10 protein-coding genes are annotated in these 13,526 nt (G+C 60.4%); 6 read left to right on the forward strand and 4 right to left on the reverse strand.

Going from position 1 to position 13,526, the window contains the following annotated elements:
* Positions 1–69 precede the first annotated feature (69 nt).
* The 4 genes from C1Y42_RS10380 to C1Y42_RS10395 all read left to right on the forward strand — a co-directional run bounded on the left by C1Y42_RS10380 (position 70) and on the right by C1Y42_RS10395 (position 6,265).
* On the forward strand, positions 70–765 hold the full coding sequence (locus C1Y42_RS10380) for a response regulator transcription factor (protein WP_104093364.1): 696 nt from the start codon (positions 70–72) through the stop codon (positions 763–765).
* Positions 762–1,934, forward strand: coding sequence for an ATP-binding protein (locus C1Y42_RS10385; RefSeq protein ID WP_104093365.1), 1,173 nt, complete (start codon positions 762–764; stop codon positions 1,932–1,934). Before C1Y42_RS10380 ends, C1Y42_RS10385 begins: the two co-directional genes overlap by 4 nt.
* A gap of 97 nt (positions 1,935–2,031) precedes the next feature.
* Positions 2,032–3,201, forward strand: a complete 1,170-nt coding sequence (locus tag C1Y42_RS10390; RefSeq protein ID WP_104093366.1) for an efflux RND transporter periplasmic adaptor subunit — start codon at positions 2,032–2,034, stop codon at positions 3,199–3,201.
* Positions 3,185–6,265, forward strand: coding sequence for an efflux RND transporter permease subunit (locus tag C1Y42_RS10395; RefSeq protein WP_058775960.1), 3,081 nt, complete (start codon positions 3,185–3,187; stop codon positions 6,263–6,265). Before C1Y42_RS10390 ends, C1Y42_RS10395 begins: the two co-directional genes overlap by 17 nt.
* Positions 6,266–6,396: 131 nt before the next feature.
* Here C1Y42_RS10395 and C1Y42_RS10400 read toward each other — a convergent pair whose 3' ends face one another.
* From C1Y42_RS10400 to C1Y42_RS10410, 3 genes are all read right to left on the reverse strand, one after another.
* Positions 6,397–7,593: a cupin domain-containing protein gene (locus C1Y42_RS10400; RefSeq protein WP_058775975.1), complete on the reverse strand. Its 1,197-nt coding sequence runs from the start codon at positions 7,591–7,593 to the stop codon at positions 6,397–6,399.
* Positions 7,594–7,937: 344 nt separating this feature from the next.
* Positions 7,938–9,137 (reverse strand): FAD-dependent oxidoreductase, encoded by a 1,200-nt coding sequence (locus C1Y42_RS10405; RefSeq protein WP_104093367.1) that lies wholly within the window; start codon positions 9,135–9,137, stop codon positions 7,938–7,940.
* A 90-nt stretch (positions 9,138–9,227) separates the two neighbouring features.
* A complete protein-coding gene (locus C1Y42_RS10410; RefSeq protein WP_021508996.1) occupies positions 9,228–10,262 on the reverse strand; it encodes an aldehyde reductase in 1,035 nt (344 codons plus the stop codon).
* Positions 10,263–10,370: 108 nt separating this feature from the next.
* Here C1Y42_RS10410 and C1Y42_RS10415 point away from each other — a divergent pair, with 108 nt between their 5' ends.
* A complete protein-coding gene (locus C1Y42_RS10415) occupies positions 10,371–11,303 on the forward strand; it encodes an AraC family transcriptional regulator (protein ID WP_233210706.1) in 933 nt (310 codons plus the stop codon).
* Between the two features lie 28 nt (positions 11,304–11,331).
* On the opposite strand, the gene mgrA is transcribed toward C1Y42_RS10415, so the two are convergent.
* Positions 11,332–12,366, reverse strand: coding sequence for an L-glyceraldehyde 3-phosphate reductase (mgrA, locus tag C1Y42_RS10420; protein WP_104093369.1), 1,035 nt, complete (start codon positions 12,364–12,366; stop codon positions 11,332–11,334).
* Positions 12,367–12,534: 168 nt separating this feature from the next.
* Between mgrA and C1Y42_RS10425 the strand changes: the two genes are divergently transcribed.
* Positions 12,535–13,434 (forward strand): LysR family transcriptional regulator, encoded by a 900-nt coding sequence (locus C1Y42_RS10425; RefSeq protein ID WP_104093370.1) that lies wholly within the window; start codon positions 12,535–12,537, stop codon positions 13,432–13,434.
* Positions 13,435–13,526 lie beyond the last annotated feature (92 nt).

Below are 13,526 nucleotides of genomic sequence, written 5' to 3' on the forward strand. Positions count from 1 at the left end.
AAGCCGAAGTATCCCGGGGCTGTGTCAACAAACAGCCAGGGATTTATGAAGAAACTGTCAAGGTGAGTTATGCAGACCAAAAATATCCTGATTATTGAGGACGATGCTGACGCGGCTGAGGTGCTGGAGGCCTATCTGCTACGGGAAAATTATGCGGTGCGTGTTGCCGCTGATGGCCTGAACGGACTTGAGCTGGCCCTGCGCTGGCAGCCCGATCTGATTTTGCTTGATGTAATGCTGCCCGGCCTGAACGGCACCGAGGTGCTGGCAAAACTCCGGCGCAGCAGCGAGGTGCCGGTGATTATGGTCACGGCCATGGGCGATACGCCCGATCGCATCGGTGCGCTACGCTACGGCGCGGATGATTATGTGGTCAAGCCTTATCATCCCGGCGAAGTGGTGGCACGCGTGCAGGCAGTGCTGCGGCGCAGCGCGGTAAAAACGCCGCAGGAAGAGATCCTGCGCTGGCAGGGGCTGGAGGTGAACAGCGGCGCGATGACGGTTACCGTCACGCAGGCCTCGGGTAACGTGCTTTGCGTTGATACCACGCCAACCGAATTCACGCTGCTGGTCACGCTGATGCGCGCACCGGTGCGTGCGCTGAGCCGCCCGTTTTTGCTGGAGCAATGTATGCCGGACAGCGACGCGCTGGAGCGGGTGATTGATACCCACGTATATAACCTGCGCAAAAAGCTGGAAGCGGCCGGTATGGCGGGCGTGCTGCTCAACGTGCGCGGCGTAGGCTACCGGTTCCGCCAGCCATGACAGAAAAATCCCCACAAACGCTCTGGCGCTGGCTTTGTCTGCGCATTCTGACGCTGGCTATCGGTACCGTGGTACTGATTGCTTTGTGCATGTGGCTGCGCTTCACGTTGCAGTACCTGTGGATCACGCACCATATGCCGCCGGCGGTTCTGCATGAATTTCTCGCCCTGCGTGCACATCCGGAACGCGATCCCGCGCGCTTTCACCAGATCATCGATAGCTGGTGGGGCATACGCTACTCCGATCCGTCCATTGCTTCCTCGGACTGGATCACCGTCGGCATCCTGGTGCTGGTGACCATTCCGTTTATTGCCTATTTCGGGCTGCGTCACGCGCGCCCGCTTTCTGCACAGTTCAGCCAGCTCAGACGAGCGGCAGACCAGGTGACCGCAGGCGACTTCGGTGCGCAGGCGGCGTTAACACCGGCAGCGCCCGCCGAACTGGTGCAGTTCGCGCACAACTTCAACGCGATGACGCGCCAGCTGGCGCGTTACGACAAAGAGCTGCGTACGTCGCATGTCGCCATGGCGCATGAGCTGCGGTCGCCGCTCAACGCCGCCATGGTGCGTCTGCAGGCGCTGCTTGATGGCGTATTCAGCGCTGACTCACGTCAGCTCGCCCTGATCATGGCGCAGCTCAGTTGTCTGCACCGGCTGATCGATGAGCTGCATCTGCTGTCACTGGCGGATGCCGGCCAGCTCACGCTGGAGAAAGTCCGCTGCAACCCGGCCGATATCCTGCGCGAGCGCCTGCAGTGGATCAAACCGCAGCTGGATGAAGCGCGCATCAGCACCGGGGTAGCGCTGGCTGAAGAGACATTGCTGCCGGTCGATCCGTTCCGTCTCGGGCAGGTTTTCACCATCCTGCTGGAAAACGCCCTGCGCTACGCCGGAAGCGGCAGCCAGCTGCAGCTGCGCACGCGCAACACCGTTGATCATTACGAAATCATCGTGCAGGACAGCGGCCCGGGCGTTCCTGCGGCGTTTCTGGCGTTGATGTTCGAGCGCTTTGCGCGCGGTGAGGCGTCACGCGCCCGACACTCGGGCGGCAGCGGGCTGGGTCTGTCGATTGCGCGGGCGATTTGCCAGGCGCACGGCGGCACGATTAATGCCACGCTGCCCGCAGCGGGAGGTTTGCAGATACAGATTTTGTTGCCGCGCAACGCCTGACGTTGTTGCCTTTCTTGACACGCTCTTGATGGAACATCGCCGGATTCTTGATAATCGCACGGTGTAATGGCGCAAATACCGATAAAGGAATTGCGCCATGACCGACGAGCTTCCCTGCCTGATCAAACAGGGTGTGCGCCACCTGCTTAACTCGCGCCACCTGGTTTCCCTGCTGCCGCTGCTGCCCTGTCTACTGCTGACGGCCCTGCTGCTGACCGGCTGTGACCGCAAGCGTTCACCCACGCCGCCGCCACCGCGTCCGGTAAAGTTCATCACGGTTGGCCCGCCCACGCCCGCCGGGCAGCAAACCCTGACCGGCGAGATCCGCGCGCACGATGAAACCTCGCTCAGTTTCAGGCTGGAGGGGCGGATTCTGACGCGCAGCGCCGATGTCGGCAGCCGCTTCAGGCAGGGAGAGACGCTCGCCGTGCTCGACAGCCCCGGCGCGCTGAATCAGCTGGCGAGCGCACAGGCGGGGCTGAACAGCAGCCGCGCGGCCGAAAAGGTGGCGGCCCTCAATCTGCACCGCATGCGCCTGCTGATGCCGTCCGGGGCAATTGCCCGTGCTCAGCTCGATAGCGCCAGCGCCGACTGGCAGGCTGCGCTGGCGCGGCGGCAGAGCAGTGAAGCGGCATTGAAAAATGCGCAGGATAGCCTGCGCTGGACCCACCTTGCCGCGCCTGAGGATGGCGTGGTGACGGGCGTCAGCGCCGCAGCCGGTCAGGTGGTCAGCGCTGGTCAGACGGTGTTTACCGTTGCGACCGGCACAGGCCGTGACGTGGTATTTGACGTTGCCACACCTGAAACCCTCGATCGCCGGGCCAGTGCCCGCTTCCGCGTTGCGCTATTGCAGAATCCGTCCGTGATGGCCGAAGCGCACCTGCGTGACGTCAGTCCACAAGCCGACGCCCAGACACGCAGTTGGCGGGTGCGCATCACACTGGACAATCCTCCCGCGGAGATGGTGCTGGGTGCCAGCGTCGCCGTCACCCTGCCGCTGGCCGACACGACGGCGGATGCGGTGATGGCGATTCCGGCCACCGCGCTCACCCGCCAGGCAGGCCAGCCGGCGGTGTTTATTCTCGACCCGGTGAAAAACTGCGTTATCCGGCGCACGGTTGCGATTGCCGGCTACACGGCAGATGCGGTATGGATTCGCGCCGGCATCATGCCAGGCGATCGGGTGATCACGGCGGGCGTCAGAAGCCTGCGTGACGGTGAACGCGTTGCCGGCAGCCAGGAGGATCAGCATGAAACCGGCGTTTAATCTTTCTGCCTGGGCGCTGAAGCAGCAGCAGCTGATGGCCTTTCTCATGCTGCTAATCATGGCCGCCGGGCTCGTCAGCTATGAAAAACTCTCGCGCAACGAAGATCCGGCGTTCACCATCAAAACTGCGGTGGTGTCTGCGCAGTGGCCAGGTGCCGACATCAACGATACGGTCAGACTGGTCACCGATCCGCTGGAGAAAAAGCTGCAGGAAATTCCCTGGCTGGATTATGTGCAGAGTGAAACGCACGCTGGCCGCACGGTCATTTTCGTCAATCTGCGTGACGACACCCCACCCGCGCAGGTGGCCGGCATCTGGTATCAGGTGCGTAAAAAAATGCAGGATGTGACCCCGGCTTTGCCGCAGGGCGTGCAGGGCCCGGCGGTCAACGATGAGTTTGACGATACCTTTGGCACGATTTACGGCTTCACCGCTGACGGTTTTTCCCCGCGCGAGCTGCGGGACCGGGTGGACAACATCCGCCGCGATCTGATGAGTCTGCCGGATGTGGGTAAGATCCAGCTACTGGGTGAGCAGGAAGAGCAGCTGGTAGTGGCCTTTTCCCCGCGCCAGCTATCCGCCATGGGGCTGGATTTGCAGCAGGTAGCAGAGGCGCTACGGGCGCAGAATGTCGTGGAGCCGGCGGGCAGCGTGCGCACCGCCACCGATAACATCGCCCTGCGCGTGAGCGGCGCGTTCAACAGCGAGGCGAGCCTGCGGGCGGTTACGCTGCACGTTAACGATCGCTATGTTCCGCTGACGGCGATCGCCACCATCACGCGCCGCCCCGCCGAGCCGCCTGCTCCGCTTTTTCGCGTTAACGGCCAGCCGGCCATCGGACTGGCCGTGTCGATGGCCGCCACCGGCAACATGCTGGAGTTTGGCCAGGCACTGCGGACGCGCATGGAGAGCGAAGCCAGCCAGCTGCCGCACGGCATTGAGATGACGCGCATCGCCGATCAGTCAGCGGTAGTACAACAGGCCGTCAGCGGATTTGTCGATGTGCTGGGCGAGGCAGTGATCATCGTGCTGGCAGTTTCGTTTGTCTCGCTGGGACTGCGCGCCGGCCTGGTGGTCGCGGCGGCGATCCCGCTGGTACTCGCCATGACGTTTATCGGCATGCATCTGGCCGGTATCGGCCTGCAGCGCATCTCGCTGGGCGCACTGATCGTAGCGCTGGGCCTGCTGGTAGACGATGCGATGATCACGGTGGAAACCATGGTGGCGCGGCTGGAGGCCGGCGATTCCCGCACTGGCGCAGCGACCTGGGCGTTCAGTACCACCGCCTTCCCGATGCTGACCGGTACGCTGGTGATGATTGCCGGTTTTATTCCGGTCGGCTTTGCCGCATCCAGCGCGGGCGAATATTGCTATACCCTGTTTGCGGTGGTGCTGATGGCGCTCATCAGCTCATGGCTGGTAGCGGTGCTGTTTTCACCGCTGACCGGCAGCTGGCTGTTGCCGGCCACGCTAAAGCAGCACCGCGCCGGAAACGGGCGCCTCAGCCAGTTCTATCGCCGCCTGCTGAGCAGCGTGCTGCGCCACCGGATGCTGACACTGGCGATGGCGATGCTGGCGCTGTTGCTGGCCGGCGTCGGCACCACGTATATGCAGGGCGAGTTTTTCCCGGCCTCCGATCGGCCTGAGCTGCTAGTGAGCCTGGCGCTGCCAGCCAGTGCGTCGCAGCAGGCCACCCTGCGTCAGGTGCAACGCCTTGAGCAGATTGTCTCCGCCAGCCGGGATGTTGACCACTATTCGTCTTACGTCGGCACCGGTGCGATACGCTTTTACCTGCCCATGGATGTGCTGCTGGACGATGAAAACAGCGCTCAGCTGGTAGTGGTGGCCAAAAGCCTGGCCGCCCGTGAACGATTGCAGCGCTCGCTGGATGCGGTGCTTGCCCGGGATTTCAGCGACATCACCACGCGCGTCGCGCCGCTCGAGCTCGGTCCGCCGGTAGGCTGGCCGATTCGTTATCGCATCAGCGGTCCGGATTATCGCCAGGTGCAGCAGCTGGCAGAGCGGCTGGCCGCCGCGCTCGGCAGCTCAGCGCTGACGCGTGACGTCAATCAAACCGCCGGTGAGCCCGAACGCGTTATCACCTTACAGGTGAATCAGACGGCAGCGCGCGCAGCCGGCCTCTCTTCTGACCTGATTGCTCAGTATCTGCATACGCTCTGGTCAGGAACGCTGATCACCACGGTACGCGATCGCAACCGGCTGATTGATGTGGTGCTACAGGGCAACGCTGCGGCGCGCCATGACCTGAGCAGCCTGTCCGGATTGCTGCTAACCGCGCCGTCGGGCGCAAAAATTCCGCTGACGCAGGTCGCAACACCGCAGTGGGGGCTGGAGGATCCCGTTATCTGGCGACGCCAGCGCCTGCCGTTTATCACCGTCCAGACCGATACGGCGCCGGGTTTGCGCGCGGAAGCCGTCTCCGCCGCCCTCACGCCGCTGATTGCCACCTTCAGGGCCAGCTTGCCGGCCGGTTACCGCCTGAGCGAGGACGGGGCGGTAGCAGAGTCTGACAAGGGCAACCAGTCGGTGATCGCTATCCTGCCGGTCACGCTGCTCTGCATGCTGGTATTGCTGATGTTACAACTGCGGCGGATTTCCCGCATGCTGCTGGCCCTGCTGATGGCGCCCTTTGGTCTGCCGGGCATTGTGCTGGCCATGCTGCCGACCGGCACACCGATGGGCTTTGTGGCGCTGCTGGGCGTTATTGCTCTGGCTGGCATGATCATCCGCAACGCGGTGATCCTGATCAGCGAGGCGGATAACAACGTTGATGCAGGTATGCCGCCGGACGCTGCCATTGCGGCTGCCGCCGAACACCGCGCACGGCCGATCGTGCTCACCGCCAGCGCCGCGATTCTCGGTATGATCCCCATCTCGCGTCAGGTTTTCTGGGGACCGATGGCGCTGGCGATTATCGGTGGGCTGTTAGTGGCGACGCTGGTGACGCTCACGGTTTTACCCGCGGCGATGAGTCTGGTGATGCAGGCAGCAGCCCGTCGTGACAAACTGAAATCGCTGCGCTGGCGGCCGTTCAGAAAATAACCGCCTGCTGGTCAGCCCTGCTGGCACGGGGCAACGAAAGGTTTATCCACAGGGTTCCGGGCGGGATATGCACGCCAGATGTGGACAGTATCAGGAGAGAACGCGCAGCACCGGCTGCGCGTGGTCACGGGCTATTTCACTACCGGATGCTTCTCCTGCTGCAGCGCATTCATAAAGGTGTCGCTGAGATGCAGATGCTGACGCACCAGCGCCGGCGGCGTGCTGGCCAGCCACTGGTTGAGCGAAATATCCGCGTAATAATCGCTTTTAAACAGTTCCAGAAAGCGCAGCGGTTTATCACCCGTGTTTTCGATATAGTGACCCATGGCAAAGGGCACATAGCCGACATCACCGGCGCGGAAGTCAAACGTACGCGCCTGACCCGACGAGGCAAACACGCCCATCCGCCCCTGACCTTCCAGATAGTATTGCCATTCGTCGTTATTGGGATGCCAGTGCAGTTCGCGCATCGCGCCGGGAGCCAGTTCCACCAGCGCGGCGGCGATGGTTTTCGATACCGTAAAATTACTGGAATCAGTAATGCGTACCGTGCCGCCCGGCAGCGTCAACGGCTTCTGCGCCAGCATTTTATGCGAGAAGACCTGTTTCGATTTCACCCCGCCGTTCACCGCCGAAGCCGGCGCGCCGTCCGGTGCCTGCCCGGCAAAGATGTACTCCTCTTCCGGCGAGGGCAGCGCGTTAAACACCTCAGCCGGCACGCCAAAGTTTTTTGCCAGCACTTCGGGCGGGATATGTTTGAACCAGTCGCTGAGCAGAAAGGTACTGTCTTCATCGAAATTGCCATTGTCGAAGGCCAGCAGGAATTCGCAGCCGTCCGGCCCAAGGCCCTGAATTGAGTGCGGCACGCCCGGCGGGAAATACCATAAATCGCCCACGCCGACGTCATCGACAAACCAGCCACCTGCGGTATCCAGCGCGGTGATGCGCGCATTGCCGTACAGCATGTAGGCCCACTCGCCCTCTTTGTGCCAGTGCAGTTCGCGGATACCCCCCTTATCCAGCCGCATATCGACGCCAGCAATGGTGGTGGAAATGCCCAGTTCGCGCTGCGTCACCTGGCGCGTCCAGCCGCCGCTGCCCTTGCGCACGTGCGCATCGCTAAACGAAAAACGCAGGTTGGGTAATGTGCCGCTGTCGGTTGCTGGCGGATCGACCAGATCCGGATTCAGCGCTTCGCGCACCGGATCGTGCGGGCCAGGATCGCGCGGATGGTTGGGATCATTCGCCGGATAAGTCGCCACCTTGCCGTCGTGGGCATGGACCTTGCCGGCTGCCAGCGCCACGGTGCCACCAGCCGCGAAGGCCATAAAGCTTCTGCGAGATAAGTTTTCCAGTTTCATACCTGCTGTTTTCCTCAGTTTCTTATGGTTTGTGTCATGCCCCTTAACCATAATCAAACTGTGGCTTCCGCCAACCTTGTGTCACCGCTGAAATCAATAGAAAACCTTTATCATCGCGTAATCCCGCTCTTCACCCGCCTCACGCCATTTACGCTTCGTTGAGATCGCGTTGACGTTCAGGTTATATCAGCCGACAAATAAGGCACAAAGTGATTAAACCCCCTCCCTGATTAAGCAATTTTTTTAATGATAGCTCGCCGCAAAAGTTAATTTAATGTTACAAAAGCATCGCAATTGCAATAATTACCCGGCTACGTTTTTTCTCCGGCGAGACTTGGCCGTTCCGGGCGGAAACCCATGCCAATCAATCGGCCAAACAGATGGCGTAAAAACGGATAGCGGCTGATGAGCTGCGGAACCTTACTGGGCGTGGTGCGCGGGCGCTTGCCGCTGCTCATCTTGATCTGCAGGAATTGCGTCGCCACCGTCGGAAACTGCCGCCGCCGCTGCACGTTCTCCAAATCGCGCAGCGTGAGCGTGCCGTTTTGCAACGGCCGCGTCAGATAATTGGCGCTGGCCACCGCGTCCTGAATCGCCAGGTTCACGCCCACGCCGCCAATCGGTGACATCGCATGTGCGGCATCGCCAATGCACAGCACGCCGGGCTTCATCCATTTGTCCAGCCGATCGATACGGATGGATAACAGACTCAGCTGCTGCCACTCCTGCAGCTGCGCCATGCGCGCCACGCTGAACGGCGCAACCTCTGCCATGCGGTTTTTCAGCGCGTCGAGCCCGGCCTGCTTCAGCGCCTCGAATTCGCCTTTCTGAATGGTGAATCCACACTGCCAGTATTCGCCGCGGTCAATGACAATGAAGTTTTGCTTCGGCCCCTTGTGGCCCATCCCCAGCACGGGGTCGTCCGGCTGTTTATCCAGCCGGAACCACACCACATCGCGTGGAGCACCGAAGCTTTTACCCACCAGCCCGGCTTTCTGCCGCACCGCCGAGCGACGGCCATCAGCGCCTATCACCAGCGGCGCGTGAATTTCGTGACCTTGTAACGTTTTCACGCCTGCGATTACGCCATCCTGATAAAGAAAATCGTCAAAACCGGTGGATTGCAGCAGCGTGAAACCGGGATAGTGCGCCGCCTGGGCGGCGAGGAAAGTGAGGAAATCCCACTGCGGCATGAAGGCGATAAAACGGCAGCGCAAAGGCAGACGGGAGAAATCGGCCATGGTGATCTCCTGCCCGCCCACTTCCGCCTGTAACTTTTCCGCGCGCTGATGCGGCAGCGCCAGCAGCGCGTCGAGCAGACCCAGCTGGTGCATGATCTCCAGGGTTGAGGGATGAATGGTGTCGCCGCGAAAATCGCGCAGAAAATCGGCGTGCTTCTCAATCACGACCGCGCTCAGGCCGGCGCGCGTCAGTAAATAGGCCAGCATTAAGCCGGCCGGACCGCCGCCGACGATACAGCAGTCGGCGTTTATCACCTGTGGAGACGGCATGATATCCTCATCAATCGCTATATATGATAATTGTTATCATTTATATAGCATCTGCGCGTCACCAGGGTGATGATAAATGCCGCAGTCAGACTAGTGGTTTGCTACCAGCCCCAGCGCAATCAGGCTGCGCGCGGTGGCAAGAATGGCCTCCTGCGGACTGCGCGGGTGCCAGTTCAGCAGCCAGCCAGCTTTAGCGGCGCTGACGTTCATATCAACGCCCAGCAGTTTTACCATTCCCGTCATCAGCGGATTTTGCGCTGCCGCCGCTCGCACCATGGCGTCACTCATTGGCTGCAGCGAAACCTTCTCTGCTTCTGCTGCCAGATGGGTTTTGAGCGTGCGCGCCACCTCAATAAGCGGCAGGCTGTGCCCCGAACTGGCGAGGAAGCGCTGCCCCTGCGCGGCGGCGTGGGTCATCGCCAGCACGTGCAGACTGGCCACGTCACGCACGTCAACAAAACATGAGTTGATGTCAGGACAGCCTGGCTGCCCCTCCAGTAGCTCCTTCACAATGCGAATCGAATGTGAATAGTCGGCACCCAGCACCGGTCCCAGCACCGACACCGGGTTCACCGTGGCCAGTTCCAGACCGTTACCCTGCTCAGCGATAAACTGCCAGGCAGCGCGTTCCGCCAGGGTTTTCGATTTCTGATACGGCCACACATCGCCGCTGACATCACTCCAGTCGCGCTCGGTAAAGGGGCGCGGATAGTCCGCTGGATGTCCGATACCGACCGCGCCGAACGCCGAGGTCAGCACCACACGTTTAACGCCTGCATCGCGCGCGGCGCGCAATACGCGCAGATTTCCTTCAATCGCCGGATTCACCCAGTCAGCTTCGCTTACCTGGCTGCCGGTTGGGGTGGGTGAAGCGCCATGCAGCACGAAGCGACAGCCTGCCACCGCGTCTTCCCAGCCCGCGTCTGCCGTTAAATCGGCAACGACAAATTGCAGCGCCTCGTCTGCGGCCACCCCGGCCTGCAACAGATGCGCCCTGACTTCAGCTTCACGTTCGGCATCACGTAAGGTGGTTCGCACCTGATAGCCCTGCTGCAGCAGCGCAATAATGCAGTACTGGGCGATAAACCCGCTGCCGCCGGTAACCAGAACCTTTTCATTACTCATTTTTCTTCCTCATCACAATCATCGTTCATTCGACGCGCTCTACGTTAAGCGGCGGAGGGTGGATTTTGAATGCTTGTAAATGCAGTTTACTTGCGTGATAGTACAGAAATGAGCCTTGATCCCTTTTCCGACATTCTGCGATTCGTTCGCGCTGAATCATTGCTGACCGGCGGTTTTACCGCGGGCGGACGCTGGGCGCTGCGTTTCCCTGCGCCAGATAAAATTAAATTCTTGGCCATTATCAAAGGCAGTTGCTGGGTCATACTGGAAGGCGAACCTGAACCGTTCCACTTTGCCACCGGCGACGTCGGCTTGCTGAGCGCTAAACGCGCCTTCGTGCTGGCCAGCCATCCGGACGAACCGCCGGTTGACGCCATGAGCGTGTTTTATGGCGCAGGAAAAGGCCATGCGCCGATTGGCAGCGGTGATGATTTTGTCCATATCGGTGGCCATGTACTGCTTGATCCTGCCAGTGGTCGTTTACTGACCCACGTATTACCTCCCTGGATTCAGGTACCGGCGGCGTCACCGCAGGCGGCGTCATTCCGCTGGGTGCTGGATCAACTGGTGCAGGAAGGCCAGCATGTCCAGCCGGGATCGCAGCTGGCAACGGCCCAGCTGGCACAACTGCTGTTCATCCAGATTCTGCGGGCGCATTTGCAAACCAGCAGCGCACTGCCCGCCAGCTGGCTGCGGGCGCTGAACGATGCGCGATTGGCACCGGCGTTACAGCGGCTGCATGGCGATCCTGCGCGCAACTGGCATCTGGACGAACTGGCGCGTGCCTGTGCCATGTCGCGCACCCGTTTTGCCCAGTATTTTCGCCAGGTGGTCGGCATCACGCCGATAGCCTATCTGACGGCGTGGCGCATGCGGCTGGCAGAGCGTGCGTTGCAGGAGGAAAATGAGGCGGTGGCCGTGGTAGCGCAGACGCTGGGTTACGCCTCAGAGAGCGCCTTCAGCCATGCTTTTAAGCGTGAAACGGGTCAGTCACCCAATGCATTTCGCCGCGCCGTGCGGTTACAGCAGGCGCAGCGATAAAACGCGCCGCGTTGCGCGGCGCCGGGCATTATTTAAGTTGAGAAGAGACGCGCCACATATCCACTCCGCCTTCGGTGGCGTAGCGATCAATGTCCGCCAGCTCCTGTGCCGTAAAGGTCAGGTTGTCCAGCGCGCGCAGGGAATCGCTTAACTGATCAACCGTGCGGGCACCAATCAGCGCAGAAGTGACCCGCTCATCACGCAGCGCCCAGGCGATCGCCATCTGCGCCAGCGTCTGACCGCGCGCTTCAGCAATCGCGTTAAGCGCACGAATTTTTGCCAGGTTCTCTTCGCTGAGCATGGCAGAAAGGCGCGGATCGCTGCCGCCGGCGCGTGCGCCCTGCGGTACGCCGTTGAGGTATTTACTGGTCAGCATGCCCTGTGCCAGCGGTGAAAAAGCAATGCAACCGCTGCCGAGCTCCGCCAGCGTATCGAGCAGCCCGTGCTCAATAGTGCGGTTTAGCATCGAGTAATTGGGCTGATGAATAAACAGCGGCACTTTCTCATCGGCCAGAATCGCAGCGGCCTGACGCGTCAGCTCTGGCGAATGGGAAGAGATGCCGACGTACAGCGCCTTGCCCTGACGATGCAGCTGTACCAGCGCGCCCATGGTTTCTTCCAGTGGTGTATTCGGATCAACGCGATGGCTGTAGAAGATATCGACATAATCCAGCCCCATGCGGCGCAGGCTGTTATCACAGCTGGCAATCAGATGCTTGCGAGTGCCGGTCGGGCCACCATACGGACCCGGCCACATGTCCCAGCCGGCTTTGCTGGAGATAATCAGTTCATCACGATACGGGGAAAAATCCTGCGCCAGCCAGCGACCAAAATTCTCTTCAGCCGATCCCGCTGGCGGACCGTAGTTATTCGCCAGGTCGAAATGGGTAATGCCGTTATCAAACGCGTGGCGCAGGATCGCTCTGCCGGTCTCAAACACGTCAACGCCGCCAAAATTCTGCCATAGCCCCAGCGAGATCAGCGGCAGCACCAGGCCACTTTTGCCGGTTTTACGGTACTGCATGTTGGTCTGATAACGCGCTGGCGATGCAACATAACTCATAACAGATTCCTCTCATTAAATGCCGCCGTGCTGGTGGGCAGAAGACGTACCCTGCCTTCCTGCAAAACCGCGCGGCGAACAGGCGATTGCCGGACAAATTTTTACCGCGTATGGTTAATCTGTAAAATTCATTATTGTGATTGAATTCATCTTTTATGGAGATAACTGATGGAATTGCGCCAGATGCGGCACTTCATCGCCGTGGCGGAACATGAAAATTTCACCCGCGCCGCACAGAGTATGCATATTGTGCAATCGGCCTTGTCCACCTCGATCAAACAGCTGGAGGAGGAACTGGGCACGCCGCTTTTTATCCGCTCCACTCGCCAGGTGCGCCTGACCATGGCCGGGAAAGTGTTTCTTGATTACGCCAGAACCATCGGCGCCTTTGTCGAAAAAGCGTCGCAGGAAGTGGCGGCGATCGTGGCGCTTAAGACCGGAACCCTGTCGATTGGCACGGTGCAAAGCGTGCCGCCATTTATCGATCTGCCGCAATTACTGGAAACCTTTATTCGTCGCTTTCCGGATTTTGACGTCAAGCTGTGCCAGGGATCATCGGCGAAGCTCAATGCAAAAGTGCACGATCAGCAGATCGATCTGGCGATTATGCCGGTGGAGGAAGTCTCCGACCGGCTGTCGTCGCGCATCATCGCCTGCGATGAAATCGTGGTAGCGTTCGCCGCGGATTATGCCGGATTCACCGCGATGCAGCCGGACGTCACCATGGCACAACTGGCGCAGCAGTCGTTTATCGATTTCGAAGCCGGCCAGGGCACGCGCAAGGTGAATGACAACAGTTTTGCCCTGCAGGGGCTGAGCCGCAAGGTGACGTTTGAAGTGAGCGATCTGGAAACCCTGCTGAGTCTGGTTGAGCGCAATATGGGGATTGCCCTGCTGCCCGAACAGGTAGTGAAAGCGCGCAGCACGACGCTGCATTATTGCCGCATCAGCGACGTTGATATGTGCTGGGAATTGGCTGTGGCCTGGCTCAGCGATCGTCCCGGCAGTATGAACGTCTACGACCGGCCAGTGCAGGAGTTTATGGATATTCTGGGCAGCAGCGATTAGCGCCGGGGCGGGTAACGGCGGGATAGATACTAACAGGCAAAGATCTATGCCTGTTTTTCATCACTTCAGCCCGGCGTCACAGCGTGATTTTG

It is taken from the genome of Pantoea sp. ICBG 985 (assembly GCF_002928365.1).
Lineage (GTDB): Bacteria > Pseudomonadota > Gammaproteobacteria > Enterobacterales > Enterobacteriaceae > Pantoea > Pantoea dispersa.

Bases quoted from the DNA above. Each gene is read 5' to 3' on its own strand.
- C1Y42_RS10380 (WP_104093364.1), top strand. From the start codon at position 70: ATGCAGACCAAAAATATCCTGATTATTGAGGACGATGCTGACGCGGCT.
- C1Y42_RS10385 (WP_104093365.1), top strand. From the start codon at position 762: ATGACAGAAAAATCCCCACAAACGCTCTGGCGCTGGCTTTGTCTGCGC.
- C1Y42_RS10390 (WP_104093366.1), top strand. From the start codon at position 2,032: ATGACCGACGAGCTTCCCTGCCTGATCAAACAGGGTGTGCGCCACCTG.
- C1Y42_RS10395 (WP_058775960.1), top strand. From the start codon at position 3,185: ATGAAACCGGCGTTTAATCTTTCTGCCTGGGCGCTGAAGCAGCAGCAG.
- C1Y42_RS10400 (WP_058775975.1), bottom strand. From the start codon at position 7,593: ATGGCCTTCGCGGCTGGTGGCACCGTGGCGCTGGCAGCCGGCAAGGTC.
- C1Y42_RS10405 (WP_104093367.1), bottom strand. From the start codon at position 9,137: ATGCCGTCTCCACAGGTGATAAACGCCGACTGCTGTATCGTCGGCGGC.
- C1Y42_RS10410 (WP_021508996.1), bottom strand. From the start codon at position 10,262: ATGAGTAATGAAAAGGTTCTGGTTACCGGCGGCAGCGGGTTTATCGCC.
- C1Y42_RS10415 (WP_233210706.1), top strand. From the start codon at position 10,371: ATGAGCCTTGATCCCTTTTCCGACATTCTGCGATTCGTTCGCGCTGAA.
- mgrA (WP_104093369.1), bottom strand. From the start codon at position 12,366: ATGAGTTATGTTGCATCGCCAGCGCGTTATCAGACCAACATGCAGTAC.
- C1Y42_RS10425 (WP_104093370.1), top strand. From the start codon at position 12,535: ATGGAATTGCGCCAGATGCGGCACTTCATCGCCGTGGCGGAACATGAA.